Source organism: Leclercia adecarboxylata (assembly GCF_006874705.1).
GTDB lineage: Bacteria > Pseudomonadota > Gammaproteobacteria > Enterobacterales > Enterobacteriaceae > Enterobacter > Enterobacter adecarboxylatus_C.
The window spans coordinates 3,537,074-3,563,619 of sequence record NZ_CP035382.1 but is presented as its reverse complement, the minus strand read 5'-3'; the positions used below and the strand labels follow the sequence as shown (position 1 = coordinate 3,563,619).

Here is a 26,546-nt window from a genome sequence, read left to right as displayed (position 1 = left end):
TAAGGAGCAGCTGATGGCACTATTCGGTTTTCCTCACTGGCAGTTGAAATCGACCTCTGATGAACGCGGCGTGGTCGCGCCGGATGAACGTCTCCCGCTGGCGCAAACCGCGGTGATGGGCGTCCAGCACGCGGTGGCGATGTTTGGCGCCACCGTGCTGATGCCCATTCTGATGGGGCTGGATCCCAATCTGTCGATACTGATGTCGGGGATCGGCACCCTGCTGTTTTTTTTCATTACCGGCGGACGGGTGCCGAGCTATCTGGGCTCCAGCGCGGCCTTTGTCGGGGTGGTGATTGCCGCTACCGGCTTTAACGGCCAGGGGATCAACCCGCAGCTGAGCGTCGCCCTGGGCGGGATTATCGCCTGCGGCGCGATCTACACTGCGATTGGCCTGGTGGTGATGAAGCTCGGCACCCGCTGGATCGAAAGGCTGATGCCGCCGGTGGTCACCGGGGCGGTAGTGATGGCGATTGGTCTGAACCTGGCCCCGATTGCCGTCAAAGGCGTTTCCGGCTCGGCGTTTGACAGCTGGATGGCGGTGGTGACGGTGCTGTGCATTGGACTGGTGGCGGTCTTTACCCGGGGGATGATCCAGCGGCTGCTGATCCTGGTGGGGCTGATCTTCGCCTGCGTGATCTACGCTCTGCTGACCAGCCTCTTCGGGCTCGGCAAACCGGTCGATTTCGCCCTCGTGCAGCAGGCAGCGTGGTTTGGCCTGCCGCAGCTGACCTCACCCACCTTTAACGGCCAGGCGATGATGCTGATCGCCCCGGTGGCGGTGATCCTCGTTGCGGAGAATCTCGGCCACCTGAAGGCGGTGGCCGGCATGACCGGGCGCAATATGGACCCGTATATGGGCCGGGCCTTTGTCGGTGACGGGCTGGCGACCATGCTGTCGGGCTCGGTGGGCGGCAGCGGCGTAACCACCTACGCCGAGAATATTGGCGTGATGGCGGTGACCAAAGTCTACTCGACGCTGGTGTTCGTAGCGGCGGCGGCCATCGCCATGCTGCTCGGCTTTTCACCCAAATTTGGCGCGCTGATCCACACCATTCCAGCGGCGGTGATTGGCGGGGCGTCGATTGTGGTGTTTGGCCTGATTGCGGTGGCCGGGGCGCGGATCTGGGTGCAAAACCGGGTCGATCTCAGCCAGAACGGCAACCTGATTATGGTCGCCGTCACCCTGGTGCTGGGGGCCGGTGATTTCGCCCTCTCCCTCGGGGGCTTTACCCTGGGCGGGATCGGCACCGCCACCTTTGGCGCGATTGCGCTTAACGCCCTGCTCAGCCGCCGGATGGCCGGGGTGACGCAGGGCGAGGTGGCGGTTCAGGATCCTTAGTCGATAGTGGCGCTGTCGATGTCGGGCAGCGCCTTTTTCTTTCTCTTAAGCTTCAGCTCGCTCACCAGCACGCCGGCGATGATAAAGGCCGCCCCCACCAGGGCGAGTAGCGGCAGGCGCTCCCCGGCCAGACGGCCAAAGATCCCCGCCCACACCGGCTCCCCGGTATAGATCACCGTCGCCCTGGTCGGTGAGACGCTGCGCTGGGCCCAGTTCATCGTCACCTGAATAATGGCGCTAAAAATCCCCAGCCCAAGGGCGACAATCACCAGCCCGGATGAGATCGGCGGGACGGACTCCCCGGCCGGGATCATCAACAGAAACGCCACCAGCGAGGCGGTCGCCAGCTGCACAACGGTGACGCGCTTGACGTCCACCTTTCCGGCCCAGGCGCTGATCAAAATAATCTCAGCGGCAATCGCCACCGCCCCCACCAGAGTGATTATCTCCCCCTTTCCGAGCGCCAGCAGGTTATCGTCCGGCCCCGCCAGCAGGATCAGGCCGATAAAGGCCAGCACGATCCCGATGCAGGACATCACCCCCGGTATGCGGCGCAGGCAGAGCCACTGCAACAGCGGTACCAGCGGCACATACATGGCCGTGATAAACGCCGACTTACTGCTGGGAATACTTTGTAATCCCCAGGTTTGCAGGCTGTAGCCCAGCGCAATGGAGACGCCGATCGCCAGCCCGGCTTTCAGCTCGGTCATGGTCAGGCCGGGCAGCGTTTTGAGGGAGATAATCGCCACCGCAATGGCCGCCGTGGCGAAGCGCAGGCCGACAAAAAAGAAGGGATCGCTGAGCGTGACGGCGTACTGCACGGCAAGAAAGGTCCCGCCCCAGAACATGGTGATAAGGATCAGGATCGCTTCCTGCGGTTTGATCGAGAAGGCATAACGGGAGGAGGACATGGGGCACCAGCACAAAGAGTCAATCCGCTAGTGTGGAAGGAATTTGATAACACTTCAATAACAGGCATAAAAAAACCGCCGGGGATCCCGGCGGCGGGGGGTGCCAGTGGTCATGTGACCCATACTTCAGACGGCTGCAACTTAACTGCTCTTGTTGCCGCCATGGCTATTTTTGCCCCCTTTTTTGCCAGCTTCGGATGCGCGTTGAGGGTCGTTTTTAAAGTTCCCCCCGCTTTGCTGGCCACCTTTACGTCCTGCTTCTGATGCTCTTTCACGGTCTTCTGCAAAATTACCAGACCCACCACGATGGTTTGCCATGTCGGACCTCCAGAGTTATAAAACATAAGACTTAATACTGTATTCAGTGAAGGCTATTCTTTCACCTGGCGGCGCTAAAAAAGTGTCTTTATCTGCGCCACGTGAACCTAAGCTTAGTGGAGTATGAGCATTCATCCAGCTAACCGTAATATTCTGCAATACGAAATCAGCCTTTCGTATGACGCTCGTCGAAACGGAACCATAAGCCTTTCTTATCATTCTAAAAATTCACAATAGCGAAAATGTGTCATTTTGCTACGAAAGAAAGGCCATCCGCTTTTTTGTTTGAAATCAAATAAATGGCGGCCAGATTTGCAGTCTCGCTGTCACGTCATATCTTTAAAAGAGTGCAGCATGCCGCTGCCTTAAAAATCATGCGAGGAGTGAAGCGAAATGACGAAAATTCTGGTGCTCTACTATTCCATGTACGGACACATCGAAACCATGGCTCATGCAGTGGCGGACGGCGCCAGGAAAGTCGAGGGGGTTGAGGTGGTAATCAAACGCGTACCGGAAACCATGCCAGCGGAAGCCTTTGCCAAAGCCGGGGGGAAAGCGCAGGACGCGCCGGAAGCCTCACCGCAGGAGCTGGGCGATTACGACGCCATCATCTTTGGCACCCCGACCCGCTTCGGCAACATGTCCGGGCAGATGCGCACCTTCCTCGACCAGACGGGCGGGCTGTGGGTGAAGAATGCGTTACACGGCAAAATCGCCAGCGTGTTCAGCTCCACCGGTACCGGCGGCGGTCAGGAGCAGACCATTACGTCGACCTGGACCACCCTTGCCCATCACGGTATGGTGATTGTGCCGATCGGCTACGGGACACCGGAGCTGTTTGATATTTCTCAGACGCGCGGCGGTACGCCGTATGGGGCGACGACTATCGCCGGCGGTGATGGCTCACGCCAGCCGTCGGAAGCGGAACTGAACATTGCCCGCTATCAGGGTGAATATGTTGCCGGTCTGGCTGCTAAACTGAAAGGTTAACTCTCAACAGGAGGATTACTATGCCAACTCAAGAAGCTAAAGCACATCGCGTCGGAGAATTTGCGCGTTTACGTAATACGTCACCGGAGATCGCCGAGGCGATTTTTGAAGTCGCAAAATATGACGAAAAACTGGCAGAGAAAATCTGGGAAGAAGGCAGTGATGAAGTGCTGGTGATAGCCTTCGATAAAACCGACAAAGACTCGCTGTTCTGGGGCGAGCAGACCATCGAGCGCAAAAACGTCTGATACGCGTGCTGACAAAAAACGTCTGATGGCGCTACGCTTATCAGGCCTACGGGATGCGGACCCGATCCTGGACTTGTAGGTCGGGTAAGCGAAGCACCACCCGACGTTTTGTTCCCTCTCCCCTGTGGGAGAGGGAACACGCTTATTTCGCCGCCGTGTTCAACACCGTATTAAAGGTCTCCACCGGGCAGAATCCATCCGCATCTACCGGACAGCCGCTCAGCTCCAGCGTGACGCGCTGCGCCGGGGCTTTCAACGTCAGAACCTGGGCATTACGCAGCTGCTCCGTACTCTGATAGACATACTCAATTTTCATCAAATCACGGTTGCCGGTCTTATCATGCCAGCGCTGGAAGACGATCTTGCCGCCGATCGGCGTGCGCTCGTACTGACCGGGCAGCTGATAGGGTTTAAAGTCGAGGGCTTTCAGCAGCGAGGCGATGTTGGAGTCATGCCCCACCAGCAGGGTGACCTTCGGCGCTTTCGCCTGGTCGGTGACCAGCGCGTTGTCGATATATTTCACCAGCGGCTTCGCCACGTTCCGCGCCACTTCCGCTGAGGTAAACAGCGAGTCCTGATAGCCGTTTTTCAGCTGGGACAGCACGCGCCACTGCTGATCGGTTTTGATCTCGCCCCAGGCCACCTGATCCAGCGGGAAGCCTTCGTAATATTGCAGAGTAAACGCATCTACCAGCGAGTTACCCACCTTCAGCGGACCAGAGACGCCGGGCTCTTTCTGGTACTCGGCGCTGTAGGTGTCTTTCGCGTCGGTCAGGGAGCAGACCTGTTTCTCTTTGCAGGACGGCGAATCCTTGTAGTCGGTCATCTGCTCCAGCAGCCGGTAGCTCTCGTCGAGCTTCATCCCCTGGCGCTCGGTGTTCATCGCCTGCAGAGCTTTCTCGCGGAATTCCGGGGAGTTGTCGGTGATCACCGGGTTAAAGGTGGGGTCCATGGTGCCCATCTGTTCCTGATGGTGCACCGGCACATCGCAGCCCGGGAAGGCCCCGGTGATGAAGAACTGCGCCGTCGCCACCGTGCGCTGCAGGCTGTTGGCATAGGCATAGACGCTGTTCGCCGTCGGGCACTCCCCGGCAGTCACCACGCCCTCCTCCGCCAGCCACTCGCGCATGTAATGGCCCATATAAACCTCCAGCACACCGCCTTTAGTGGTGAGCTGTCCGCCCGGCACATCCCACTCCGGCCATTTTTCCGGGGTTGACTGCTCCAGCACGCTGCCGTTATTGGCCAGCGGCGCGCGCAGGTTGTGACGGCTCATGATCAGAACCTGTTCCAGCTGATACCCTTCCGGCGCGGTTTGCGCCTGGACACCGCAGGACAGGCCGATGCTGCCCGCCACGGCGACAGCGATTAGTGCTTTTCTCATCCCTAATTCCTCACTCTGTTTTATCGTCGTAAACAGTGTGACAGATTTGTGACGGATTACCTGGAGCCTGCCCGCAAAGTGACGGCTTACTTTGTGTATGAAGGCGAATTGGTTTTATAATAAAACTCACCGCTGATAAGGAGCCCCCGTGAAACGAACCCGCCTGGAAGAGAGTCCCTGCCCTGTTGCCCGCTCGCTGGATATTATCGGCGACTGGTGGTCACTGCTGATTGTGCGCGATGCCCTGCGCGGGGTGACGCGTTTTGGCGAGTTTCAGAAGAGCCTCGGCATCGCAAAAAACATGCTGGCGACCCGGCTGAAACTGCTGGTGGACGAGGGGATTCTGGTGCTGCAACCCGCCTCCGACGGCAGCGCGTGGCAGGAGTATGTCCTCACGGAAAAAGGCCGCGCCCTGCAAACCGTGCTGGTGGCGCTCTCCCAGTGGGGGAATGCGCATCTGTTTGCTGAAGGGGATGTCGGAACGGTAATGGTGGATGCCCGGGATCGGTTGCCGCTGCGCAAGCTGGCGATGGTGGCGAGCGACGGGCGGGAGCTGGGGCCGGAGGAGGTCGTGGCGAAATATCCGGCGGCAAAGGGGTGACAGGGCCTCAGCCTTCCACCACCGGGGCATCAGCAGGTTCGCGGTTTAACCGTTCCGGATCCTCCCGTCGATACCAGGCTGAGGTTTTCCAAACAGATAGCCTTGTGCAAGATCGCACCCCAGTGCCTGAAGATTTTCCAGCTGTTCCAGCGTTTCAACCCCTTCTGCGACCGTTTTCATATTGAGGGACTTCGCCATCCCCGTAATGAGTTTGATGATGTTAAGGGCGTCTTCCTGGGTAGATATCGAATGCACAAAGGACTTGTCTATTTTGATTTTATCGAAGGCGAGCTTACTCAGCCGTGAAAGAGAAGAGTATCCCGTACCAAAATCATCAATGGAGATTTTCACGCCCAGGGCTCTGAGCCGGTTAAGCGTATTCAGCGGCGTACTGTTTTCGGTAAAGAGAGAAGACTCCGTCACCTCCAGTTCAAGGCGGTCAGCCGCAAGCCCTGTCTCTTTCAGAATGGTCAACACTATTGCGGCAAAGGCTTTGCTGCTTAGCTGAACAGGGGAAACATTGACTGAAATTTTTACCGGAACCGCCCAGGAAGCCGCTTCCCGGCAGGCCAGTTCCAGCACCGTTTTGCCCATCTCGTTGATCATTCCTGTTTTTTCAGCAACAGGAATAAAGCTGTCCGGCGACAGAAGGCCCTTCAGAGGATGCATCCATCGAATAAGGGCCTCATAGCTGTAGATCTCCTGACTGAACGAATCGACAATAGGCTGGTAGTAAACCACAAATTCTTTGTTCACTATGGCCATGGCCATATCATGCTCAAGGGTTCTGCTTTCCTGCAGTTTTTCTAACATGCGTTGGCGGAAAACTTTTATATGTCCGGAGCCCTCTTTTTTGGCTTCATACAGGGCCAGATCGGCAAATTTGTAGAGATAGTCGGCGCGGCGTTCGGTTGCAGAGATAACAATCCCCACACAGGTGGCGATATTGATAATCGTGTTATCAATAGTGTAGGGCTGGTTGATAGCGTCACATATTTTTTGGGCGCGCGAAACCGCGCTGCTCTCAGTCAGACCGCTCGAGAGAAAGGCAAACTCATCCCCCCCTAAGCGATAAAGCGTTTCTGACGTCAGGCTTATCGACATCAGGCGGTCGGATATCTGGCGTAATAACCTGTCGCCGGCATCATGCCCCCAGGTATCATTGACCTCTTTGAAGCGGTCTAAATCAAATAGCATCACCGCCACAGAGGCATTATTCCTTTCTGCCGCTTCGATGATTTTTTTTAAATTATCCCAGAAAAACTGGCGGTTATTCATCCCGGTAAGCGAATCGTGGTAGACGTCATATTCCAGCTGGGCGTTCTGAATTTGCAGTTTTTCTTTCGATGTCTGGAGCTCTTCCGCAAGGCTGGTGACCTGCAGATGCGCCTTCTGAATATTTCTGTTCTGATAGAAGATCAGCGTCCCGAGGATGGCGCTCAGTATTATCAGCAGTACAGAGGTTGCCGAATAAATATAGTACAGCGTTTGAATTTTGAGGTTAGCGCCGCTAATCGAGTTAACGTCCTTGTCTAATGCACCGGATGAAAGACGGCTGAGCGGCGCATCAAGCGTATGCATTGTTTTAAGGTAGTTCTCGAGTTCCGGACGGTTCATTTTCTCAAGATGAACATCCAGATATTTAAGTATCGTTTCAAGTTGTATAGCCAGTTCATGGTGTGATTTATTGCTTTCGATATAACGCCCCAAATCACCTTCTTTGGTTAAATCACTCTGGCTGAGCATAATGTCAAGACGCAGGCGCACATCATCGATCGACAGCGTATCATCAATAGTATAAAGGCCAAGCACTGATTCGAATCGGTAATATTCTGACACCAGCTGTGCAGCAGACCATGAATCAGTGTAGTGAGTCAGTTTTTGTAACTCTTCCTGTCTTTCATGTACAAGAAAAGATATATATCCCGTAGAGATAAATAGGAAAAAAATGATGCCCGCCAGTATCCTGTTCATGATGCTCTCCTGAACGCCTATTCGATCATCATTTTGCTGACCTGCCATGCAGACCTTGAATAGAAAATCTGATTATTCAGTTCAGGCAGGCTGTCATAAGGATAGACGACGAATAGCGGCCCTTTATCACGGATACGCATATATTCTCCGTTGATTTTCAAGGCAAGGATGACGTTGTATTTTTTGAAATCATTGAGCGGAATAACGGTAGTGTAGTCATTGAGCGCCGTGACCTTAACGATAGAACCTTTCGCCCCGACATAATCCATGAGCTTTTGCAGTGGAACACCCGTAAAGGTAGGACGCCCATTATACCAGGGAGAGGTGGTCTGAAAACTTACCATGCCCAGTTTCTCAAGGCTGGCGATATCAAAAACGGCTTTCCCGTCTTCATTTGTATTTTGGATATTACCGGACAGGGTTAAAAGGACTTTACCGGCAGGTTTGGGAAGCTCACCCGCCCAGACCTGAGTGGCTGCCACGAGGCCTAACAACAAGACAATCAAGCGCATTCTAACCTCACCTTTCCATCAAATGTAAAGAAGTATAATTTAGTTATTATGCTATTAATATATGTCCTCAGACTATTATGGATTCAATAAATTACAATTGGCATTTATCACATAAAAATCAAGAAGTTAAACCCAATTGCGATTCATGATGTTGGTTAGGTATGGTCTGAATTGTTATTTGAGATAGGTTAACGCCTTTCTTGCCTGTACAAAAAACAAGCCACCGGGTTATTAAGTGTAAATATACCCGCACAGAGATGAAGGTTTAATTTCTCTTTGCAGCCACACAGGTTACTCACCCGCATGCCGAACGTGCTTCATGCGTTGCAGCCCACGGTAGCACGTTTACTGCGCGAGACCTTTGCCATGCAGACGTTTGTTCCTGGATGCAGCGCGTCTCTGCACCAGCCCCGCAACTATTCAGATCGGTGCAGGGATTTATTTAAATATTTCCCGCTCGACGCCAGCCTCGTTCGTTGCATAATATTTAATTTCGGCTTTTTGCAGCCGCGTTCCGCCCATACGTCCGGGGTGAGTGGCCATCTAACAGAAGTGAGGTAATACATCTCTGCAAGCCCCGGTGATTATATTGATGCAAAACCCTATATCACCTGGACTTGTCTATCTGAGATATTCAGTGCATTATGCTTAAACTCAGAAACAATTTACAAATGCGTTTTACGGTATCGATAATTTATATTCGTTTTAATTTATTATTTCTGACTATGCCACGGACTATTTTCTGTAAATAAAGTCCGTTCCCGGATGCGGGCCCCGAAAGCGGCTGTCAACAGCCGGTCGAGAAGCCTGTCAGAGCGCAGCGGCATGCGTTTAGTTCGCGTCGAAAAAGGGCAATACGTGTCCGGTGAGCTGGACACGGAATTATGGGAGATCACGCGTGAGGAGTGGCAGCGATTGGATCCGTAACCCCGCTTGCCACATACCCAATACGGTAATTCTCCATCCCCGCCTGGGGCGCGTCGCCAAATTCCACCTGCAACAGCTGCCAGCGGCTGACATCCCAGGCACAGAGCGGCGCGTGCATCGCCAACGCCGACAGGTCGCCGTGAGCGGCTATTGGCTGACGATCGATAGACAGCCAGGCGGCATCTTTGACCTCATCAACTGCAGGCAGGCGCAGCGCCAGCCAGGTATCAATCTGTGGCCAGCTAAAATCCTGCGTCAGCTTGCGAAAGCCTGGGCTCTGTAAAAACCGCGCCATGGCCCCGGGATCTTCCCAGACGTAGAGAGGCGCATAGCGGTTCTCTTCGGTATATTCGTCTTCACGCCGGGAAACGAGGTACGCCTTAAACAGCAGCCCGGCGTAACCATCCAGCTTCGCGCCATTCTCCGCAATGCGGTTCTCAACGAACGCCATATCGTAATCGGCTGGCAGGGTGAAGCGGTATTGCATTACGATCATAACCCCTCCTCCGACAGCATCCGCCCCTGGCTGAAGCTCCAGTCATCGGCGGTGTTGAAATGAATCATCACCATTACGTCATCCGGGTCAATATCCAGCGCCGTATGCAGCCGTTCGCACAGCAGGCGACAGAGGTTGTGCTTCTGCTCGAGCGTGCGGGGCTTGCCCGCCAGAATGTGGAACTGGATAAAGTTGTCGCTGCGCCCATTGCTTTTGTAATGGCGGTCAAACACGCGCAGCCTGGCCGGAAGCAGCTCGAAAATCTGAAAGCGATCCCCCGGCGGGACGGCAAACTCGGCCTCCAGGCTCTGCTGCAGAATGTCGGAGATCTGCGTTATCTGTGCGTCGCTGTACCCCGGACGCAGGGAGATGCGGGTGAAAGGCATCGGCGCTACTCCTCGTCCAGGCAGCCAAGAGCCGACACCGCCGCCGGCCAGCCGGCGTAAAACGCCAGATGGGTGAAGGCTTCGGTGATTTCCTCTCTGCTCAGGCCGTTTTGCTGCGCGAAATCGAGATGCCAGGGCAGCTGCTGCACGCGCCCCAGCGCCGTCAGGGCGGCCAGGGTGATCAGGCTGCGGTCGCGCGGGGAGAGCGCGTCACCTTTCCAGATATCATTGAACAGGATCTCCCTGCTCAGCTCGGCCAGCTTAGGCGCGATGCGGGACAAAGTTTCAGCAGTTAGTGATTTCGCCATGGTGTTCTCTCCGTATTGACAGTAAGGCGATTCTGGCGCCATATTTTCATCCTGAAAATCAAATAATCTGCGGCCTACCATCCCGCTTTTCAGGACGATTATGAACAAGCTTCCCCCAACGCTCGACCTCGACGCTCTGCGCACTTTTGTTACCGGTATGGAGTGCGGCAGCTTCGCTCAGGCCGCCATCCGCCTTTGCCGCTCCACCTCGGCGGTGAGCGCTCAGCTGAAAAAGCTGGAACAGCAGTGCAGGGCTGAACTGGTGATGAAGAAGGGCCGTGGCCTGGCGCTGACCCGCGACGGCGAGATTGTCATGGGCTATGCCCGCCGGATGCTGGCGCTGAATGATGAGATGCAGAGCGCCCTGAAGGGCGAACAGCTGCAGGAGGAGATCCGCATCGGCATGCAGGAAGATTTTGGCGAGTCGCTGATGCCGGGCATCCTGGGCCAATTCAGGCGCCACCATCCCGGCGTGCGGATCATTGCCCGGGTGGATCGCAACCGGGCCCTGCTCAACGCCTTTGACGCTAACGACCTCGATATGGTGCTGCTGTGGCAGAACGAGCGCGAACCGCGTCAGGGCCGGACAATCGGCCAGAGCCAGATGGTGTGGATCCAACACCCGGATCTGGACATCAGCGCCCTGCTGGCCAAGGGCGAACCCCTGCCGCTGGTGATGTTTGAACACCCCTGCCTGATGCGATCCCGCGCCATCGACTGCCTGAACCGGGCGGGCATCCCCTGGCGGGTGGTATTTGTCAGCCATAGCCTGAGCGGGATCTGGGCGGCAGTGCAGGCGGGGCTTGGCATCACGCTGCGCACGCGTATCGGGATGCCGGGCAACCTGCGGGTGGTGAGAAACGTTCTGCCCGCGCCGGGCAGCCTGGGGATCACCCTGGAACAAAAGGACGGAACCAACGCCCGGACGATGCTGGCGCAGCTGATGGAAGCGGCGCTGCCTGAAGCGACGTGATATGGCGGATCCTCACCACAGGTTGTCAGTTTTGCGCCAGTACCCTCCCCCGTTATTCGCCAGGATAAAAACACAACATCACCTGGAGAAACGCTATGCTGACCAACCCCTCGCAAAAGTACGCTGCCTTTGCCCCGATTGCCTTACCCGATCGCCAGTGGCCGGACAAGACCCTGACCCACGCCCCGCGCTGGCTCTCTACCGACCTGCGCGACGGCAACCAGGCCCTGGCGGAGCCGATGGATATCCCGCGCAAGCTGCGCTTTTGGGAACAGCTGCTGAAGTGCGGATTTAAGGAGATCGAGGTCGCGTTTCCCTCCGCCTCAGAGACGGACTTTCAGTTTGTCCGTCAGCTGATTGAGGAGCAGCGCATCCCGGAAGACGTCACCATTCAGGTGCTCACCCAGGCCCGCAGCGATCTCATTGAGCGCACCTTTGCCTCGCTCGACGGGGCAAAACGGGCCACGGTGCATCTCTATAACGCCACCGCGCCGCTGTTCCGCCAGCTGGTGTTCCGCCAGAGCAAAGAGGAAATTATCCAGCTTGCCGTCAGCGCCACGCGCCAGATCCGCACCCTGTGCGAGGCCAACCCGCAGACGCGCTGGAGCTACGAATACTCACCGGAAACCTTCTGCTTTACCGAGCCGGAGTTTGCCCTGCAAATCTGTGAGGCGGTGGCGGATGTCTGGGAGCCCTCTTCCGCACGGCCGATGATCGTCAACCTCCCCGCCACGGTCGAGGTCAATACGCCCAACGTTTATGCCGATCAGATCGAGTACTTCTGCCGTCACTTTTCCCGCCGGAGCGAGGTCTGCATCAGCGTGCATCCCCATAACGATCGCGGCAGCGGCGTCGCCAGCGCCGAGCTGGCCCTGCTTGCCGGGGCCGACCGGGTGGAAGGCTGCCTGTTTGGCAACGGAGAGCGTACCGGGAACGTCTGCCTGGTGACGCTGGCGATGAATCTCTACAGCCAGGGGGTCTCACCCCGCCTCGATTTCAGCGATATGAAACAGGTCGTGGAGCTGGTAGAGCAGTGCAACCAGCTGCCGGTGCATCCACGCCACCCTTACGCCGGCAAGCTGGCGTTTACCGCCTTCTCTGGCTCACACCAGGACGCGATCAAAAAAGGCTTTCACGCCCGGGAACAGTCGGCCTCACCGCGGTGGGAGATGCCCTATCTTCCGGTCGATCCGAACGATATCGGCTGTAGCTATGAGGCGGTGATCCGCGTCAACAGCCAGTCCGGCAAAAGCGGCGCGGCCTGGATGCTGGAGCAGAATCATGGCCTGGTGCTGCCCCGGGCGCTGCAGCAGGATTTCAGCCGCTACGTCCAGGCCCACACCGACCGGGAAGGCAACGAGATGACGCTGAGTGCGCTCTGGCAACTGTACCGTGAGCTGTACGGACCGCATCAGCACGCCCCCCGGCAGCTGCTGGATTACCGGACTGAAAGCCAGGCCGACGGCGGGCTGGCGCTGTGGGCCCGCGTACAGACCGCGGACGGTATTGTGACCTTAGAGGGGAAAGGTAACGGCCTGCTCTCGGCCGCCGCTAGGGCGATAAAGGCCAGCTTTAATCTGACGTTCGCCATCGAGGATTATCACGAGCACACGCTCGGCAGGTGCAGCGAAAGCCGGTCGGCGGCCTATATTCGCTGCAGTTCTAAGCAAGGAGCGAGCCGCTGGGGAACCGGCATCGACAACGATGTTTCCCGGGCGTCGCTTCAGGCCTTGCTGAACGCGCTGCCGGAGAGCGACTCCGGCTGGAAGTAGTCGCTCGGGGCCACGCCGAGGGTGCGGCGGAACATGGCGCTGAAGGCGCTGTGGCTCTCATAGCCGAGATCCAGCGCCACCCGGAGCACGGACTGCCCCTGCGCCAGGCGGTTCAGCGCCTCCATCAGCCGCGCCCGGCGCAGCCATTCGCTGAACGCCAGCCCGGTCTGCTGGCGAAAGTGCCGCAGCAGGGTGCGCTCGCTGATATTTAACTGGCTGGCAACCCGCGCCGTGGTCCAGCGGATGCCAGGGTCGGCCTGGATCTGGCGGCACAGCGCCAGCAGCGCGGGTGCCTGAGGCTCAGGAAGATTGAACGGCAGCACGCTTATCCCGCGGATTTCATCGAGGATCAGCTCATAAATGCGCTCCGCCCGGCTGCCCGCCGCATAGCTCTCCGGCAATTGCAGCGAGGCGATGATCAACTCACGCAGCAGGGTCGAAATCTGCACCACCTGGCAAACCGACGGCAAATCCGCCCGGGCAAAAGGATCGATAAACAGCGTCCGGGCCGCCACGTTGCCGGTGATCAGCAGGCGATGCTGCGTCCCGGCAGGCAGCCAGACGCCGCGCCCCGGCGGCACAATCCAGAAGCCCTGCGCGGTCTCCACGCGCACCACTCCACTCAGGGTATGCAGGAGCTGAGCGCAGGTATGGCTGTGCCAGGGCTCCGTTTCGCCGTGGGTGTAATCATGGGCAAAGGGCACCAGCGGGCGTGTGGCAAAGCTGAACTGCTGTTGGGTTGTCATGGTTTATTTATTTTGCGCTATCTGCACGTTGATAAAGTCAAACACTTCCGCTGCTTCACCGGCAGAAGCAAAAACCCGTTCCGGAATAACCACACAGTTATCATTCTTCATATGGATAAAAATAAACCCATTTTTCCTGTAGCAGTCCTTAACGTTTTTCCAGTAGATCTTACCGCTGGCGTTAGGAGTAATAGTTTCGACAAAAAATCGGTTTAATTTAACTTTTTGTAAGATCCCGGCGTCCTCCTGCTCAACCGGTTGCTGCTTCTGCATGACGTTATTCATCAGCACGTCATAGAGTTTAAACAGGGCCAACGCGACGCCAAACAGCACCAGCAGAGCAATACTGAACATTTTTGTTCTTGCCAGAAAATCACTGTCCAGCGTGGTTCTCAGGCTAAACTGCAGCAAAGTAATCACATTAAATAAAACCGCTACCGCTAAAATAGCGACCGCAGCCTTTTGAATGAGAGAAATATAACCGTAGGGTTTGAGATATTCTTTTTTATGATCGTGAATGAGCTTGCTGGCCTGAGTTCGCTCTAAAACGGATAACGAGTAACCCACAACGATCCTGTTTTTTCTTATCATGCAACCCTCTTGCTAATCTATTCACGTCCCGTTTAATTGTACCGGGTTAATACCAGTCGGAGAAGCCTTAATCGCCCCGGTATCAGCGACAGGCTTTACACGCGGTTTTACCGCCTGATGACGTCGCTTATTTTTGGGTATGTCATAAAGAGAGAAAAAGCAAAAATATATCCAAAAGAAGAATAGTCCGAATTATGCCGTCCGGAAATGTGTCTCTTGTCACAATGGCTATTATTTATATTCAATAACTAAGGAGGCCGGGATGACATCAGGAAACACCACTTCAAAACACTACCCACGTCCACCCTTTGTGGAGCAGCCACAACAAATGCCCGGACTGGCATCAGAAATGAAGCCAATTCCCGATCACGGCGAGACAAGTTATATCGGGTCCGGGAAACTTGCAGGTAAAAAAGCGCTTATTACCGGTGGTGACTCCGGTATTGGACGCGCCGTCGCAATCGCTTATGCCCGCGAAGGTGCCGATGTGGCCATTGGTTATTTACCGGAAGAAGAAACTGATGCTGCGGCCGTTATCGCGCTTATTCAGGCTGAAGGGCGTAAAGCCGTCGCTATTCCCGGTGATATTCGGGTAGAGTCGTTTTGCGATACCCTGGTTGAACGGGCAGTGAGTGAACTGGGCGGTCTCGATATTTTGGTTAACAATGCCGGCCGACAGCAGTATTGCGAATCCATTGAAGAGCTGACGACAGCCGCGTTCGACGCCACCTTCAAAACCAACGTGTATGCCCCCTTCTGGATCACGCGCGCCGCGCTGCGTCACCTGACGGAAGGCGCGGCGATCATTAACACCTCCTCGGTTCAGGCCTTCAAGCCCAGCGAAATTCTGCTGGATTATGCCCAGACCAAAGCCTGCAACGTGGCGTTCACGAAATCCCTGGCAAAACAGCTGGGTCCGAAAGGCATTCGGGTGAACGCCGTGGCCCCGGGTCCATACTGGACGCCACTGCAATCCAGCGGCGGACAGCCTCAGGAGAAGGTGCAGCAGTTTGGTGCTGATACCCCGCTGGGAAGACCAGGCCAGCCGGTTGAAATTGCCCCTCTGTATGTTCTGCTGGCGTCCGAAAGTTGCTCTTATGCCTCAGGACAGGTCTGGTGCTCCGACGGTGGTACCGGCGTCGCGTAGCGGTTTATTAAATCCGGCGCGCCTGATGAACAGTAAGGAATATTATAAAATCCGTTACCTTAAGCGGTAACGGATTTTTAATGAGTACGGCACCCCGTCCTGAATATTATTGCAGGCGCATAGATTGTGCGGGAAATTCTTGACTCGAGCATCACCGCTGCCGGTACGCTTATTTCTTTGGATCAAAACGTGCCCGGTGCAAAATTATCAACTATCCTAAGATCATTGATTAGATTTCTATATTCAATTTTCAGCCGTTTTATTTTCTTAAACTTTTAGCGATGGTCTCGTTATAAGTTGTATCGATCGGTCCTGAAAGCGTTTCAATGTTGAAGTTGATAATGATTCCTGTTTTTTCAATCAGTTCCTGGTACTGAACGCATAACAGACCTGCGTTCCGGCATAAGATTATTTAAAGGACAACAGCTATGACTCACATTCACGATCATTCCACTGCTAACACTCAGTATGTTGATCCGCGTCTGCCCCTGCCCGACGCGGGCAGCAGTAGTGCCGTATCATGGGGCGCCATCTTTGCTGGCGCGGCGGCGGCGGCTTCCTTGTCGTTGATCCTGCTGATGCTGGGCGCCGGGCTAGGCCTGACTTCCGTCTCGCCATGGGAAAACGAGGGGCTCGAAGCCGGTACGGTTGGTATTGCGGCAATAGGTTGGCTGACGTTCACGCAGATCGTGGCGTCCGGTATGGGAGGTTATTTAGCCGGGCGACTGCGCACCAAATGGGTTTCTACCCATACCAATGAAATTTACTTCCGCGATACTGCGCATGGATTTTTGGCCTGGGCGGTGGCTGCGCTGGTCTCGGCAATGCTGTTAACCTCCACCGTGAGCTCCATTGTGGGAGGAAGCGCGAAAGTCGTGGGTTCCGTAGCAGGCGGGGCTGCCGCAGCCACGGTAGGCGGCGCGGCGGGTATGGCGAACGCATCATCTGAAGGTTCCGGTTCCCCAATGGCGTATTTCGTTAATTCGATGTTCCGTCCGGGTGCCCCGGCTGCGACACCTGATACGTCAGTAACCCCGGATGCGCCAGCAGCGGCTCCCGCTACACCGGTGCCCTCCGCGCCTCAGCAGGAGCTCACCCCTGCTCAGCTGAATGAAGTGACCGGTATTTTTACCAACAGTATCACCACCGGCCAGTTACCTCAGGAAGATCGTCAGTATGTCGCGCAGCTGATTGCTCAACGTACCGGTATCAGTCAGCAAGAGGCTGAACAGCGGGTACAAACCACGTACGACAAAGCCCAGGCGAAATTAAAAGAGACGAAAGAGAAAGCTCAACAGGCGGCTGATACCGCACGTAAAACGACAAGCTATCTCATGCTCTGGACATTTATTTCTCTGTTGGCGGGTGCTTTCGTCGCCAGCCTGTGTGCGACCTTCGGTGGCCGTCAACGCGATCTTTAATACTTAATTAAGCAGGAGGTTTACATGCGCTCATTACTACTGTTCTTTTTAGGCGTCCCGATCCCAATCATTATTCTGATTGCGCTGTTCTGGCACTAATCGGTATCTGACAGGATACATCCAGTTAAAACATAAATGCCCGGAAGGGCATTTATGTTTTCTGCGTGGGTCGCTCCCCCTCCCTCAGGAGGGGGCGTTGCGCAGATCCCGCCGCAGTTGTCCTGGCTTTCAGGTTATTCGCGGACGATAGCGCCTGCATCCTGGCGGATCGTCGGCCCCTCTTTCACCTTCAGGCTGAGTCCTTTAGTCTCCAGTTCGGCATTGCGAATGCGCAGCCCCTGAGCGGCTTCAATATTGACGTTGGTGAAATGGAAACCGCTGAGTGGGGCTTCCGGGGTGCCAATAATATAGGCTGCCGCCTTGCTGTCACCGGTAGACGTTAAGTTCTCCACAGTGATGTTACTGAAGTGCGGGGTGGTGTGTTTGTCGAAGGGCTGTTTCGGATCGCTGTCCGGCGGATAGATCTGCTCCCCGAGGGTAAAACCGCCCGCCTGCAGCAGCTTGTCAACCTCTGCCTCAACAATAGGCGCGGCTTTATAGTAGGCGGAGAAGACCAGGGGCACTTCGACGTTGTGCATTTTGGTATTGCGGTAAACGATGTTTTTCACCTCGCCCCCCTTACCGCGCGGGCTTTTGATGCGGATGCCGTACATCGACCCCTCGAAGGTGTTGTTTTCCACCAGCACGTTATTCACCCCGCCCGCACTCTCGCTGCCGATGGAGATCCCGCGTCCCTGCTTCAGGGTGTTATTGGCAATATAGATATTATCCACCACGCCATCCGGGAAGCGTGGGTCCGCTTTTTCCGCTTTGATGGCGATGTGATCGTCGTTGCAGTCAATGTAGTTATTGGTGATACGAATGTTCTGGCTGTCGATAGGATCGATGGCGTCGGTATTTGGCGCATGCCAGGGGGAGAGAATGCGCGTCCCGTTAATATCGACATCGTGCGCATAGCGCGTCACCACGTGGAAGCTCGGCGAATGGGTCAGTGTGACCCCATCGATAAGCACGTTGTTCGAGCGCGTAATATAAATCAGCCGTGGCCGATCGGTCCCGCCCTTCTTACCTGTCACGCGGATGTTTTCCCGCCAGCGCTCCCACCACACGGCGCCCTGACCGTCGATAGTGCCTTCGCCGACGATAGCGACATTTTGCGCATCCGCGATGCTGATAAACGGCAGCCAGCCGTTTTCCGCTTCGGCATATTTTGATTTTTCATCGGCACGATAAGCCGCAACTTCGGTTGACGCCACCAGGGTGGCATCTTTCTCCAGCTTCAGCTGGATGTTATTGCGCAGAAAGAGCGGGTTGGTCAAAAAATTGCCTTTGGGTACCAGCACGGTTCCGCCGCCTGCGGCAGCGCAGTCGTCAATCGCTTTTTGAATAGCCCCGGTGTTGAGAGCAATCTGTAATCGATGGCCCTCCGCGCCGTAGTCGGTGACCTTACAGACTTTATCGGGAAACTTAACGGAACTCGCGGCCTGGACGGCGTGAAGCGGTATCAGGCTCGCCACAGCGGCGGCAGCCCACAGAGGTAAAGTGCGGGAGATCATAACGTCATCCTTTTATGGTTTATTGTTTTGCAAAATTAGCACCGCTGTTTCTTTTCTGTGAGTGTGACGATCACGCTTTGCTGCATGTCGTTATTTTGCCTGAAAATAACGCTGATTTTTTGGGCAAATGACACAACTTTCCCGCCCTTTCCCCTTCGCAAAGATAAAAAAACCTTCCGCAATTGGTTGCATTATAAAACCATATAGCACAGGCTTTATTTAGTTTTATGTTGAAACCAATTAACGCATTCCGAGGTATCACAATGAGTACGCAACTTTCTACGGCTTTGATTACAGGTGCATCTTCCGGGATTGGCGCGGTCTACGCCGACCGTCTCGCCGCCCGCGGTTACGATCTGGTACTGGTGGCCCGCCGGGAAGCGCGCCTGCTGGCGCTGGCGGAACAGCTGGAGCAGCGCTACGGGATGAAGGTTACCACCCTGACGGCGGATCTTACCGATGAAACCGGGATCCGTGCCGTGGAGGAGATCCTGCGCAGCAATACCGCTATCGATACCCTGATCAACAATGCCGGCACCGCGCAGATGGCCCCCTTCCTCGCGGGAGATGTGGTGCAGCATCAGGCGATCAACATGCTCAACACTACTGCCCTGATGCGCCTCACCTATGCCCTGCTGCCGCGGCTGGCGCAGAACAACCGCGGCACCCTGATTAACATCGCCTCGGTGCTGTCGATTCATGCCCGGGCGGGCAGCGCGCTCTACAGCGCCACCAAAGCCTGGGTGCTGAATTTTACGCGCGGGTTGCAGGAGGAGTTTGCCGACAGCCAGGTGCGGATCCAGGCGGTATTGCCGGCAGCCACCGCCACCGAAATCTGGGGGCTGTCCGGCATCACTGCTGACGATCTGCCCGCCGGATCGGTGATGACTACCGACAATATGGTGGACGCAGCGCTGGCGGGGCTGGATCAGGGGGAGTTGATCACCATTCCGCCGATGCACGACGAAACCCTGTGGGCGCGCTACGAAGAGGCGCGGCTGGCGCTGTTTGCCAGCGCCCGCACCGGGGAACCGGCACCGCGCTATCTGCCCCGCTGAGGGTTACTGCTTAAGCGGGTCACGTACTCGTTCATCCAGGCGGTCAGCGTGGACGCTGATCTCAACCCTGCGACACAGCTGTCGCGGGGTTAGGGTCTCTCTGGCATAGTGAGGCAGACGCAGCCTGCTGATAAGGAAGAACCCCATGCTCGAACTTCGCCCGAACTGTGAATGGTGTGACTGTGACCTGCCCCCTGACGCCCGGGACGCCAGAATCTGCTCCTTCGAATGCACCTTCTGCGCCGCCTGCGCCGAAACCCGTCTCAACCATCGCTGTCCCAACTGCCAGGGGGAACTGGTGCGCCGCCCGGTGCGGCCGACAAATAAGCTGGTGAACTCGCCAGCTTCCACCCTGCGGGTCCACGCGCAAAAAAGGGCCTGACTCCCCCGCTTTCTGACGATGAGGTAAATGATGATCCAGTTGCAGACCATCCCGGCACCGCGCCAGTTCACCGGGGTGGCCCCGGTATTGCTCACCGATGCCACCCTGCTTGAGCGTAAAAATAAGGTGCTGACCCGCATGAACGAGGCAGGCTATGACGCCCTCGTGATTTATGCCGACAAGGAGCACGGGGGGAACTTCGAGTACCTGACCGGGTTTGTACCCCGCTTCGAGGAGGGGCTGCTGATCCTTGATAAGTCGGGCGCTGCTACGGCAATTCTGGGCAATGAAAACCTGAAGATGGCGCAGCATTCGCGGCTCCCGGTAACCCTGAAGCACTGTCCGTATTTCTCGCTGCCCAATCAGCCAATGGACAATGAGACCTCGCTGGAGACGCTGTTCAGCGACATCGGCCTTCACCGGCTCGGCAAAATGGGTCTTGTGGGCTGGAAAATGTTTACCGCTACCGGGGCCGATAATAAACACCTCTTCGATCTGCCGTACTTTATTGTCGAGGCGCTCAAAAACAGCACCGACGCGCAGCTGGAGAACGCCGCGCACCTGTTTATCGGCGGCGATAACGGTGCCCGGGTGACCAACAACGAGAACGAAATCGCCCATTATGAATATGGCGCTAATCTGGCCTCAGGCTGCATGCTGAATGCCATGAACGCGGTGGAGCCGGGGATCCGCGAAACCGAGCTGGGGGCGTTGCTCGCGGCGGAAGGCCAGTATCAGACGGTGGTGACCATTGCCGCCGCCGGGCAGCGTTTTGAGAAAGCGAATTTTTACCCCACGTATAAAAAGCTGGAGCGCGGCCAGCCGCTGTCGATGACCACCGGATTTAAAGGCGGGCTATCGAGCCGGACCGGGTTTGTGATTGCCGACGAGAGCGAGCTGCCTGAAGCGCAGAAAGATTATCTCGATCGGGTGGCGAAGCCCTATTTTGCGGCGGTCGTCAGCTGGCTTGAGACTATCCGCATCGGGATGCCGGGCGGCGAGATGTACGCCCATATCGAAAAGGTGCTCAACAAAACGCAGTATGGCTGGCACCTCAATCCCGGGCATCTCAGCGCCGATGAAGAGTGGATGTCCTCCCCCATTTATCCTCACTCCACCGAGACGCTGAAAAGCGGGATGATCCTGCAGATCGACATTATCCCCTCCGTACCGGGCTACACCGGGGTGAGCGCCGAGGAGAGCATCGCGCTGGCTGACCCGGCGCTGCAACGCAAAATCCAGACGCTCTATCCGGATGTATGGGCGCGGATTGTGACCCGCCGGACCTATATTCGCGACGTGCTGAAGATCAATCTCGCGGATGAGGCGATCCCGCTGTCGAATACCGTGGCCTATTTGCGCCCGTTCCTGCTGGCGAAGGAGAAGGCGTTTACCTGCTGAGGCGAAGGCTGGTACTGCCGTTTGCAATGACCAGATAAAGTATCAATAAATAACCTGCCTCTCCCCCTCTCCTTTAAGGATGAGGGGGAAAAGACCGCCCCTGTAGTCGGCCCTTCACTTACCGTACCGGATCACACTTTCTCTATCCTGGCCGGTAACCCCTGGCGCACCGAGGAGCCCGTCACCCACTCCAGCCACGGACCGGGCACCTTACGGGTGGGATCGGCAAAACCGAGATCGTTGAGATTCACCCCAGAAGCAATCTGGCTTCGCTGCGCCATCGGCTCACCATCCAGCCAGTGTTGCCGCGCCCCCATCTCTTTGTGCCCGTAACCATGCTCCATGGCAATCACCCCTAGCATCACCCCGGAGAGTAAACTCACCTGCGCCTCCACGCTACCGCCCGGCGTCCGTATTCGGGCGAGATCGCCGTGCTGCAGGCCAAACCGCGCGCCATCCTGCGGGTGGATCGCCACCAGCCCCGTCGGCTTCACGTGGTGCAGCCGTTCCACGACGGTGCTTGAGCTGCTCATCACATTTGATTTAAACGACATCAGCTGCATCGGCCACTCCGCTGGCGGGTAGACCGCCTCCAGCGCCCGGCCATCAGACAGGCGGGCCGGATACCAGGTCGGGCAGCCGCTGAAGCGCTCGCCGGTGATGGCGTGTTTGTATGCCGCGACCTGCGGGTTCCAGATATGCAGCGGTTTAGCCCATTCGGTTCCCACCGTCTCCCCTGATCGGCCCGAGGCATCCGGCGCAAACCGCCCTCCCCGGCTGTAGAGAAACGCCACCGGTAGCGCCTCCCGGGCCGTTAGGGTCTGTTTGATGGCCGGGAAGATGCGATCCACGCCGGATAACAGGATGTCCTGCTCGTTGGCTCCGGGCAGCGGTTTCTGCCCGGCAAAGGCGATATTGGCGGCTGCGCGCAGGTAGTAATCCTGCGCGCGGTGTAGCGGGTGCATCTCCCCCTGCGCATCCGGGATGGCGTTATCGCCAAACCCCGGGAGCTGCATTCGTGTGGCCACCGCAATGCAGAAGGCCTCCATGGAAACCGGCTCGCCCCCGGCGGTTTTCGCCGTCGCGGCGGCCACCACCGGCCAGCGCGCGGTGGTGGTTTTACTCGCCACGCCGCCCCACGGGGCGCTGAATCCCCAGCTTTCGAAATTATGCGTATCCGGCACGATATAGTCCGCCAGGGCGGTGGTCTCATTCATGAAAGCATCGATGGCGATAAACAGCGGCAGGCGCTGCGGATCCGCCAGGCGCTCCTCAATCACCCCCCGCAGCCCCGGGACGCCGTACAGCGGGTTGGTCATGTTGGAGATCCACGCCTTCAGCGGATAGGGGTAGCCCTCCAGCGCGGAGGGCAGCAGCTCGGTCAGCTGCCCGGCGACAAAGGGATACCAGGGGGCACGGGCAGGCCAAGGCGACTGGCCTGCGGCGATCTTCGCCTGATACTCCTCCGATTGGGCGTAGTCGGCTTTGCTGCGGGCGATATTGAGCCCTTTGGGCGCCACCTTGCCGGGGAACTGTTCCAGGTTGTAGCAGGGCCCGTTCACCTCGCCGTTGAATTTCCCGCCGCCGACAAACACCCCGCCGCTGAGGCTCATGTTCCCCAGCAGCACGTTGAGCATCATTACCGCCCAGGCGTTGTAGAACCCGTTCCCGGACATCATGCCGCCGTGGGTCACTACCGCCGCCTTGCGCCCGTAGCCTGTAAAGGTCGTGGCCAGGGCGACGATCTGATCCACCGCCACCCCGCACTGCTGGCTGTACTGCGCCAGGCTGAAGCGGTGGGCCGACTCTTTCAGACACTGAAAACTGCTTTTCACCGTCACCAGGGTGCTGTCGTGCAGGGTGACCTGCTGCGTCACGTAAAGCGCGCCGCGATCGCACTGGCTGACGGGCACCAGCTCGCCCGCCTCGTTCACCACCAGCGCCTCATCCCCCTGCCCGTCGCCGCCGTTCAGATGGGAAAGGTGTAAATGCTGGCCCGCCAGAGGGTGCGCTTCATCGGTAATGACCAGCCAGGTGGCGTTACTCCAGCTCTTCTCCCCGGCACGCGCCATCGCCTCGCGGCTGGTGAGCGTCAGATACTCTGCGGTATAGCGCTCGTTATCGATGATCCAGCGGATCATCGCCATCGCCAGCGCCGAGTCCGAACCGGGCTTCACCGCCAGCCAGTGGCCGCGATCGTCGGCCAGCACCGTGGTCAGCGGCAGGGCCGGCGAGACCACCACGTAATTGAATTTCCGCAGCCGGGCGCTGGCAAGCTGGCGGGCCTGACGCTTGAAGGGGTTACCCGACTGGGCCGGCGAGGTGCCCATAAACAGGGCAAACTCGACGTTTTCCCAGTCCGGTTTGGCGTGCGGGTTTTTATCCAGATCGCCCATCAGCGCCCCGGACCCGGCGCGGTAGGCCAGGCCGCAGTAGGCCCCGTGGGCACCAAAGTTCTTCGAACCGAAGCTGTTGAGGGCAAAACGGCGCAGGAAACCGTCCCGCCCCTCATCGCTGGTGTTGGTCACCAGCAGCTGATTGGCCTTCGGCCCCCAGGCGGGATGGCGGGCATCCACCGGGGTGGTGAGATCGCGAATGGCGCGCAGCCCGTCCACGTGCCCCTCGCCGAACAGGTTACCGCCCTCCACCACCTCTTCGATCAGCTGCTCAAAACTGATGCGTTGCCATTTGCCCTCGCCGCGTTTGCCCGCGCGCTTCATCGGGGTGAGGAGCCGCAGGGGGCTGGTCAGGCTTTCCAGCAGGGTGGCACCGCGCGCGCAGGCGGTGGAGCGGGACCCGAGCCCGCTTTCTCCGGCAAGGCGGGACATCGCCCCGGCAAACGGCATGCTGCTGGGGAACGGTTTCTCATGGGAGAGCGGATGCCAGGGGTTACCGGCGATGCGCAGCACCTGGTTCGCCTGCTTGTCGACCCGCACCCGGATGCCGCACAGCGTCCAGCAGCCAAAGCACTGGGTCATGGAGACCGCCTGGCCGGGCGTGTTCTGCCAGCCGTTATGGACGCTGCCTTCCGGCGGGAGCGAGTTGCCGTGGATCCGGTCGCGGGTCACCTTGCCGGAGGTGCCGTTGACCAGCCCCTCGAGGGCCCGTTGTGCAACATCGCGATAGCTCAGACCGAACGCGGCAAAACCCCCGGCGGCCACGCCGATTTTCAGCCATTGACGGCGGGATAATTTAGGCATGCTGATATCTCCTTGAAAGCCAGGTCACGCACTCCCCGAGGATAATCATCAGGGCCAGCCACAGGCCGAAAGTGCCGATAATCGCCAGCAGGCCGTCGGTGCCCATCGGCAGGGAGTAGTCATTTTTCAGGGCGTTGTATTTCGGGATAATTTGCCCCCCCATCAGCACCGCCCAGCGCAGCGTCCAGCAGAGGATCGCCACCAGCAGCGCGCTTGCGAGGGTGATAAAGAACGGGGGCTGATACCGACTGGCATACAACGAGACTGTCAGCGCCGCCGCCCACAGCAGCATCAGGGTAAGCAGGTAAAGGCGGATGTCACCGCCGAGCTGCCACTGCTGGCGCAGCGCTTCCCCCGACAGGGTATCGCCGAGAGACCACGCCAGCATCACCGCCCCGAGCAGGACGAGGGCCACAACCTGCCCCTGCGCCAGCCGCCGGGCGAGGTCGCGCATCACAAGACCGAGCAGCGCCAGCAGCGCGCTCATGACGCTGAAGAACATCGCCACCGGGAGCCAGTAGCTGAACCACACCGGCCTGGCGCGCACCACGGAGACTTCCCGCCCGGTATAGAGCAGCAACCCGATGGCGGTCAGCGCCGCCGCCAGCGCCAGCCCGCGCAGCAGCCGGGTATTGCCCTTGCGCAGGTGAAACAGTAAGAACCACAGCCCCAGCAGCAGAGTGAACAGCGGTAAAAAGAGCGCGCCCCAGGGCATCCATGACCAGGGGGTCGGCCAGGCGTAAAAGTGCCAGAAGCGCGCGGTCTGGTGCAGGTCGGCGGTCAGCGCCAGCGGGGCGGTGATCCCGCAGGTCAGCGCGATGAACAGGCACACCCGCTCAAACCGCTCGCTGTGCCGGTGTCGCAGCCAGCGGGCCGCGCAGGCCAGCAGGACGGCGCAGGAGGCAATCCCGATAAAGAAAAAGTACTGCACGGCCCAGGGCAGCCAAGTGATGGCCTGGGGTTGAGCCAGCATCTCATCAATGATCATATTCCACCTCCTGCCAGAGTGCGGGTCGGGCGCGGCCCTGCAGCGGAGAGACAAAGGCCTCATCCAGGCCGAGATAGAAGACCTGCGGTCGGGTGTTGTTTTCCGGCTTCAGCACCTTGATTTCGTCCCGGTGCGTCGCCAGCATCCGGCTCAGGGTGCTGCGGGGATCTTTCAGGTCGCCGACAATCCGGGCACCTCCCACGCAGGATTCCACACAGGCCGGCAGCAGCCCGGCTTCGAGGCGGTGCGCGCAGAAGGTGCATTTATCCGCCGTCTGGGTGGTATGGTTGATAAAGCGGGCATCATACGGGCAGGCCTGCACGCAGTAGGCGCAGCCCACGCAGCGGGTGTTGTCGATCACCACAATGCCGTCCTTGCGCTGGAAGGTGGCCTGCACAGGGCACACCGGCACGCAGGGGGGGTTATCGCAATGGTTGCACAGCCGGGGCAGCAGCACGTTGGTCACCTCGTCGCTATCGGCAAGCCGGACCTGATACTGACTGACGGTGGTGCGGAACGCCCCTTGCGGCGTCTGGTTCTCAATGGCGCAGCTTACCGTACAGGACTGGCAGCCGATGCAGCGGCGCAGATCGATAAGCATGGCGTAGCGATGCTGGTCGGAACCGCCATGCCGCTCAGGGCCGAACGCGATCTCTGCCTCTGCCAGCGGAACCAGCGCCGCGCCGGCCGTGACAACGCCCATTTTCTGTAAAAACTGGCGCTTACTGATGTCCATGTTGCCCTCCACTCAGTGCGCGTAAGAAAACGATCAGGGATGGTATTACCTGACCAAATGTGGTTATTTACAGTCTAAAAATCTGGCCGGGTCGCTCACTATTGTGGTTAACCACATA

At 57.7% G+C, this 26,546-nt stretch carries 25 protein-coding genes and 1 pseudogene; 12 read left to right on the top strand and 14 right to left on the bottom strand.

The features are described 5' to 3' along the window. Window positions 1-13: 13 nt before the first annotated feature. A complete protein-coding gene (gene rutG / locus ES815_RS17875; protein WP_142489008.1) occupies window positions 14-1,342 on the top strand; it encodes a pyrimidine utilization transport protein G in 1,329 nt (442 codons plus the stop codon). Here rutG and ES815_RS17870 read toward each other — a convergent pair. Further along, window positions 1,339-2,253, bottom strand: a complete 915-nt coding sequence (locus ES815_RS17870) for a DMT family transporter (protein WP_142489007.1) — start codon at window positions 2,251-2,253, stop codon at window positions 1,339-1,341. The two genes, rutG and ES815_RS17870, sit on opposite strands and share 4 nt — an antisense overlap. A 141-nt stretch (window positions 2,254-2,394) precedes the next feature. Next, window positions 2,395-2,571 carry a general stress protein gene (locus ES815_RS17865; protein WP_032617468.1) on the bottom strand — a complete coding sequence of 59 codons (177 nt, stop codon included), beginning with the start codon at window positions 2,569-2,571 and terminating at the stop codon, window positions 2,395-2,397. A gap of 393 nt (window positions 2,572-2,964) precedes the next feature. On the opposite strand from ES815_RS17865, the gene wrbA reads away from it, so the two are divergent. After that, window positions 2,965-3,561: an NAD(P)H:quinone oxidoreductase gene (wrbA, locus tag ES815_RS17860; protein ID WP_142489006.1), complete on the top strand. Its 597-nt coding sequence runs from the start codon at window positions 2,965-2,967 to the stop codon at window positions 3,559-3,561. Between the two features lie 20 nt (window positions 3,562-3,581). Continuing rightward, window positions 3,582-3,809 carry a YccJ family protein gene (locus ES815_RS17855; RefSeq protein WP_142489005.1) on the top strand — a complete coding sequence of 76 codons (228 nt, stop codon included), beginning with the start codon at window positions 3,582-3,584 and terminating at the stop codon, window positions 3,807-3,809. Between the two features lie 142 nt (window positions 3,810-3,951). On the opposite strand, the gene agp is transcribed toward ES815_RS17855, so the two are convergent. After that, complete coding sequence (agp, locus tag ES815_RS17850) at window positions 3,952-5,193, bottom strand: bifunctional glucose-1-phosphatase/inositol phosphatase (RefSeq protein ID WP_142489004.1); 1,242 nt, start codon at window positions 5,191-5,193, stop codon at window positions 3,952-3,954. 148 nt (window positions 5,194-5,341) lie between these two features. Here agp and ES815_RS17845 point away from each other — a divergent pair, with 148 nt between their 5' ends. After that, the gene (locus ES815_RS17845; RefSeq protein WP_142489003.1) at window positions 5,342-5,794 is read left to right on the top strand and encodes a winged helix-turn-helix transcriptional regulator; all 453 of its coding nucleotides are present in this window, start codon (window positions 5,342-5,344) and stop codon (window positions 5,792-5,794) included. A gap of 45 nt (window positions 5,795-5,839) precedes the next feature. On the opposite strand, the gene ES815_RS17840 is transcribed toward ES815_RS17845, so the two are convergent. Further along, window positions 5,840-7,768, bottom strand: a complete 1,929-nt coding sequence (locus ES815_RS17840; protein WP_142489002.1) for a putative bifunctional diguanylate cyclase/phosphodiesterase — start codon at window positions 7,766-7,768, stop codon at window positions 5,840-5,842. A 17-nt stretch (window positions 7,769-7,785) separates the two neighbouring features. Continuing rightward, window positions 7,786-8,280, bottom strand: a complete 495-nt coding sequence (locus tag ES815_RS17835) for a molybdopterin-dependent oxidoreductase (protein WP_142489001.1) — start codon at window positions 8,278-8,280, stop codon at window positions 7,786-7,788. Window positions 8,281-9,045: 765 nt separating this feature from the next. On the opposite strand from ES815_RS17835, the pseudogene ES815_RS23985 reads away from it, so the two are divergent. Beyond that, window positions 9,046-9,207 (top strand): annotated as a pseudogene (locus ES815_RS23985) (GNAT family N-acetyltransferase); the annotation flags it as partial. On the opposite strand, the gene ES815_RS17825 reads toward ES815_RS23985, so the two are convergent. From ES815_RS17825 to ES815_RS17815, 3 genes are read right to left on the bottom strand one after another with little or no spacing between them, the layout of a single operon-like run. Continuing rightward, the gene (locus ES815_RS17825; protein WP_142489000.1) at window positions 9,173-9,703 is read right to left on the bottom strand and encodes a DUF4865 family protein; all 531 of its coding nucleotides are present in this window, start codon (window positions 9,701-9,703) and stop codon (window positions 9,173-9,175) included. The pseudogene ES815_RS23985 and the gene ES815_RS17825 overlap by 35 nt on opposite strands. Next, a complete protein-coding gene (locus ES815_RS17820; protein ID WP_142488999.1) occupies window positions 9,700-10,089 on the bottom strand; it encodes a tautomerase family protein in 390 nt (129 codons plus the stop codon). Before ES815_RS17820 ends, ES815_RS17825 begins: the two co-directional genes overlap by 4 nt. 5 nt (window positions 10,090-10,094) lie before the next feature. Further along, window positions 10,095-10,397 (bottom strand): carboxymuconolactone decarboxylase family protein, encoded by a 303-nt coding sequence (locus tag ES815_RS17815; RefSeq protein WP_142488998.1) that lies wholly within the window; start codon window positions 10,395-10,397, stop codon window positions 10,095-10,097. A 100-nt stretch (window positions 10,398-10,497) separates the two neighbouring features. Between ES815_RS17815 and ES815_RS17810 the strand changes: the two genes are divergently transcribed. Together ES815_RS17810 and leuA are read left to right on the top strand one after the other, a co-directional pair. Beyond that, complete coding sequence (locus ES815_RS17810) at window positions 10,498-11,370, top strand: LysR substrate-binding domain-containing protein (protein ID WP_142488997.1); 873 nt, start codon at window positions 10,498-10,500, stop codon at window positions 11,368-11,370. 95 nt (window positions 11,371-11,465) lie between these two features. Further along, window positions 11,466-13,142: a 2-isopropylmalate synthase gene (gene leuA, locus ES815_RS17805; protein ID WP_142488996.1), complete on the top strand. Its 1,677-nt coding sequence runs from the start codon at window positions 11,466-11,468 to the stop codon at window positions 13,140-13,142. Here leuA and ES815_RS17800 read toward each other — a convergent pair. Together ES815_RS17800 and ES815_RS23980 are read right to left on the bottom strand one after the other, a co-directional pair. Continuing rightward, the gene (locus ES815_RS17800) at window positions 13,094-13,888 is read right to left on the bottom strand and encodes an AraC family transcriptional regulator (RefSeq protein ID WP_142488995.1); all 795 of its coding nucleotides are present in this window, start codon (window positions 13,886-13,888) and stop codon (window positions 13,094-13,096) included. The genes leuA and ES815_RS17800 overlap by 49 nt on opposite strands. 3 nt (window positions 13,889-13,891) lie before the next feature. Next, window positions 13,892-14,479, bottom strand: a complete 588-nt coding sequence (locus ES815_RS23980) for a YcxB family protein (RefSeq protein WP_260609627.1) — start codon at window positions 14,477-14,479, stop codon at window positions 13,892-13,894. A gap of 262 nt (window positions 14,480-14,741) precedes the next feature. Here ES815_RS23980 and ES815_RS17785 point away from each other — a divergent pair, with 262 nt between their 5' ends. Both ES815_RS17785 and ES815_RS17780 read left to right on the top strand, forming a co-directional pair. Continuing rightward, window positions 14,742-15,626 carry an SDR family oxidoreductase gene (locus ES815_RS17785; RefSeq protein WP_142488994.1) on the top strand — a complete coding sequence of 295 codons (885 nt, stop codon included), beginning with the start codon at window positions 14,742-14,744 and terminating at the stop codon, window positions 15,624-15,626. A gap of 428 nt (window positions 15,627-16,054) precedes the next feature. Then, window positions 16,055-17,047 (top strand): hypothetical protein, encoded by a 993-nt coding sequence (locus ES815_RS17780; RefSeq protein WP_142488993.1) that lies wholly within the window; start codon window positions 16,055-16,057, stop codon window positions 17,045-17,047. Between the two features lie 233 nt (window positions 17,048-17,280). Here ES815_RS17780 and ES815_RS17775 read toward each other — a convergent pair whose 3' ends face one another. Continuing rightward, complete coding sequence (locus ES815_RS17775; RefSeq protein WP_142488992.1) at window positions 17,281-18,663, bottom strand: glycoside hydrolase family 28 protein; 1,383 nt, start codon at window positions 18,661-18,663, stop codon at window positions 17,281-17,283. Between the two features lie 263 nt (window positions 18,664-18,926). Here ES815_RS17775 and ES815_RS17770 point away from each other — a divergent pair, with 263 nt between their 5' ends. From ES815_RS17770 to ES815_RS17760, 3 genes are all read left to right on the top strand, one after another. Further along, window positions 18,927-19,721: an SDR family NAD(P)-dependent oxidoreductase gene (locus ES815_RS17770; RefSeq protein WP_142488991.1), complete on the top strand. Its 795-nt coding sequence runs from the start codon at window positions 18,927-18,929 to the stop codon at window positions 19,719-19,721. A 145-nt stretch (window positions 19,722-19,866) separates the two neighbouring features. Beyond that, a complete protein-coding gene (locus ES815_RS17765; protein WP_142488990.1) occupies window positions 19,867-20,103 on the top strand; it encodes a DUF1272 domain-containing protein in 237 nt (78 codons plus the stop codon). 27 nt (window positions 20,104-20,130) lie between these two features. Continuing rightward, window positions 20,131-21,504, top strand: a complete 1,374-nt coding sequence (locus ES815_RS17760) for a M24 family metallopeptidase (RefSeq protein ID WP_142488989.1) — start codon at window positions 20,131-20,133, stop codon at window positions 21,502-21,504. Between the two features lie 131 nt (window positions 21,505-21,635). Here the strand turns inward: ES815_RS17760 and ttrA are convergent, their stop codons facing one another. Genes ttrA through ttrB form a run of 3 tightly spaced genes read right to left on the bottom strand, consistent with a single transcriptional unit; the run spans window position 21,636 to window position 26,428 of the window. Continuing rightward, a complete protein-coding gene (ttrA, locus tag ES815_RS17755; RefSeq protein WP_142488988.1) occupies window positions 21,636-24,704 on the bottom strand; it encodes a tetrathionate reductase subunit TtrA in 3,069 nt (1,022 codons plus the stop codon). Next, window positions 24,697-25,692 carry a tetrathionate reductase subunit TtrC gene (ttrC, locus tag ES815_RS17750; RefSeq protein ID WP_142488987.1) on the bottom strand — a complete coding sequence of 332 codons (996 nt, stop codon included), beginning with the start codon at window positions 25,690-25,692 and terminating at the stop codon, window positions 24,697-24,699. The genes ttrA and ttrC overlap by 8 nt, the downstream gene beginning before the upstream one ends. After that, the gene (gene ttrB / locus ES815_RS17745; protein WP_142488986.1) at window positions 25,682-26,428 is read right to left on the bottom strand and encodes a tetrathionate reductase subunit TtrB; all 747 of its coding nucleotides are present in this window, start codon (window positions 26,426-26,428) and stop codon (window positions 25,682-25,684) included. The genes ttrC and ttrB overlap by 11 nt, the downstream gene beginning before the upstream one ends. Window positions 26,429-26,546: the final 118 nt, after the last annotated feature.

What these genes read in the sequence shown, in the direction of transcription:
- rutG (WP_142489008.1), top strand. Translation starts at nt 14, where the DNA reads ATGGCACTATTCGGTTTTCCTCACTGGCAGTTGAAATCGACCTCTGAT.
- ES815_RS17870 (WP_142489007.1), bottom strand. Translation starts at nt 2,253, where the DNA reads ATGTCCTCCTCCCGTTATGCCTTCTCGATCAAACCGCAGGAAGCGATC.
- ES815_RS17865 (WP_032617468.1), bottom strand. Translation starts at nt 2,571, where the DNA reads ATGGCAAACCATCGTGGTGGGTCTGGTAATTTTGCAGAAGACCGTGAA.
- wrbA (WP_142489006.1), top strand. Translation starts at nt 2,965, where the DNA reads ATGACGAAAATTCTGGTGCTCTACTATTCCATGTACGGACACATCGAA.
- ES815_RS17855 (WP_142489005.1), top strand. Translation starts at nt 3,582, where the DNA reads ATGCCAACTCAAGAAGCTAAAGCACATCGCGTCGGAGAATTTGCGCGT.
- agp (WP_142489004.1), bottom strand. Translation starts at nt 5,193, where the DNA reads ATGAGAAAAGCACTAATCGCTGTCGCCGTGGCGGGCAGCATCGGCCTG.
- ES815_RS17840 (WP_142489002.1), bottom strand. Translation starts at nt 7,768, where the DNA reads ATGAACAGGATACTGGCGGGCATCATTTTTTTCCTATTTATCTCTACG.
- ES815_RS17835 (WP_142489001.1), bottom strand. Translation starts at nt 8,280, where the DNA reads ATGCGCTTGATTGTCTTGTTGTTAGGCCTCGTGGCAGCCACTCAGGTC.
- ES815_RS17825 (WP_142489000.1), bottom strand. Translation starts at nt 9,703, where the DNA reads ATGATCGTAATGCAATACCGCTTCACCCTGCCAGCCGATTACGATATG.
- ES815_RS17820 (WP_142488999.1), bottom strand. Translation starts at nt 10,089, where the DNA reads ATGCCTTTCACCCGCATCTCCCTGCGTCCGGGGTACAGCGACGCACAG.
- ES815_RS17815 (WP_142488998.1), bottom strand. Translation starts at nt 10,397, where the DNA reads ATGGCGAAATCACTAACTGCTGAAACTTTGTCCCGCATCGCGCCTAAG.
- ES815_RS17810 (WP_142488997.1), top strand. Translation starts at nt 10,498, where the DNA reads ATGAACAAGCTTCCCCCAACGCTCGACCTCGACGCTCTGCGCACTTTT.
- leuA (WP_142488996.1), top strand. Translation starts at nt 11,466, where the DNA reads ATGCTGACCAACCCCTCGCAAAAGTACGCTGCCTTTGCCCCGATTGCC.
- ES815_RS17800 (WP_142488995.1), bottom strand. Translation starts at nt 13,888, where the DNA reads ATGACAACCCAACAGCAGTTCAGCTTTGCCACACGCCCGCTGGTGCCC.
- ES815_RS23980 (WP_260609627.1), bottom strand. Translation starts at nt 14,479, where the DNA reads ATGATAAGAAAAAACAGGATCGTTGTGGGTTACTCGTTATCCGTTTTA.
- ES815_RS17785 (WP_142488994.1), top strand. Translation starts at nt 14,742, where the DNA reads ATGACATCAGGAAACACCACTTCAAAACACTACCCACGTCCACCCTTT.
- ES815_RS17780 (WP_142488993.1), top strand. Translation starts at nt 16,055, where the DNA reads ATGACTCACATTCACGATCATTCCACTGCTAACACTCAGTATGTTGAT.
- ES815_RS17775 (WP_142488992.1), bottom strand. Translation starts at nt 18,663, where the DNA reads ATGATCTCCCGCACTTTACCTCTGTGGGCTGCCGCCGCTGTGGCGAGC.
- ES815_RS17770 (WP_142488991.1), top strand. Translation starts at nt 18,927, where the DNA reads ATGAGTACGCAACTTTCTACGGCTTTGATTACAGGTGCATCTTCCGGG.
- ES815_RS17765 (WP_142488990.1), top strand. Translation starts at nt 19,867, where the DNA reads ATGCTCGAACTTCGCCCGAACTGTGAATGGTGTGACTGTGACCTGCCC.
- ES815_RS17760 (WP_142488989.1), top strand. Translation starts at nt 20,131, where the DNA reads ATGATGATCCAGTTGCAGACCATCCCGGCACCGCGCCAGTTCACCGGG.
- ttrA (WP_142488988.1), bottom strand. Translation starts at nt 24,704, where the DNA reads ATGCCTAAATTATCCCGCCGTCAATGGCTGAAAATCGGCGTGGCCGCC.
- ttrC (WP_142488987.1), bottom strand. Translation starts at nt 25,692, where the DNA reads ATGATCATTGATGAGATGCTGGCTCAACCCCAGGCCATCACTTGGCTG.
- ttrB (WP_142488986.1), bottom strand. Translation starts at nt 26,428, where the DNA reads ATGGACATCAGTAAGCGCCAGTTTTTACAGAAAATGGGCGTTGTCACG.